1 pseudogene is annotated in these 1,181 nt (G+C 56.6%); it reads left to right on the top strand.

The features are described 5' to 3' along the window. Positions 1 to 888: pseudogene (locus ABJ99_RS12115) on the top strand (MobQ family relaxase); the annotation flags it as partial. Positions 889 to 1,181: the final 293 nt, after the last annotated feature.

Raw genomic sequence — 1,181 nt, 5'->3', positions numbered from 1 at the left:
CGCCAGAGTGATCAGCCCCCAGTTGCCCCCGATGCTGCCCCGCGCACGCCTGAACCGGTCAAACCGGTGATCGATCCGCAACGTCCCGAGCAACCTCCGCTTACTGGGAGTGCCAAGATTCGAGCGATGATGGCCGATTGGAAACAAGAGCACGGGATCTTCAAGGACAGTGACTCCGATCCAAGGGGGGTACGTGAGCGCATGAGCGCGCTCATGGATCGCATGCAGGCTCAAGTGAACGGCCAGCTGCCGTTGCCGAAAGTCGAGTCAGCACCTCAGCCCAATCCTGAGCCAGTCAAGGCTGCACCAGTGGTGCCTGCGCCGGAACCGGTCAAGCCGGTGATCAGTGCTGCACGCCTTGAACTGGACGCTTTGAAGGCGAGCGTAGTGCCGATCGAGAGCGTTGTGGCTGCTGATCCGCTTGTGATTGCAGCTCAGAAGGAGTACGACAGGGTTAAGGCCGATTTGGACCGGGCAACAGAAATGCCGAGGAAAGAGGCTGAATGGCGTGCAGAGCATCCTAAGCGAGCTTGGCTGCATGACAAAGGCATCAAGAAAAGTACGAAACTTGAGTATTTTGAAAAATCGTTGCGGGATACGCAATACGCCCGTCAGAACGCTCATTTGCTGCTGTCAAGTGCACAGATGAAGGTGAGCAATGCGCAATACAGTGCGTCTTGGCTAATTAGCCAAGAGAGAAATAGAAGTCCGGTGATGCAACGGATCGATCAGCTGGAGGCTGTTGTGATGGCCGAGGAAGCCGCGTCAGCGCCTACTACGGACGCGAGCCGCGCCCAGGTGCACAGATCGCGTAGCAAGCCCACTTATCGCCCTCAGCGCGATTACAGCCCCGATCAGGACCAGGACGAGCCAGGTATGGATTTCTAAGCACAGAAATCGACATAGAGCATGTAGGCCAGGGGCAGGCCAAAGTTTCCGGCCCGGAAACTTTCTACACCAGCCACACACAAAAAAACCGGGTTTCCCCGGCCTTTTTGTGTGTGGCTATTATCCTGCGATCTTGTTACCGGGCAGCTTCGAGCGTGCAAAGTTGGCAACCCTTGCCGCTGTTCGTATACCTGAGTACTTGGAAACGACCCCGGAGACCCCCGCACCTGCGGCACTAGACCCCATGATCGACGCCGCATAATTCGGCAGCTCTGTTACTAGCACAAGAAAAA

Source organism: Pseudomonas syringae pv. cilantro (assembly GCF_001293775.1).
GTDB classification, from domain to species: Bacteria; Pseudomonadota; Gammaproteobacteria; order Pseudomonadales; family Pseudomonadaceae; genus Aquipseudomonas; species Aquipseudomonas syringae_P.
Note: the sequence above shows the minus strand (reverse complement) of the source record. Positions and strands in the feature narration are given on the sequence as shown.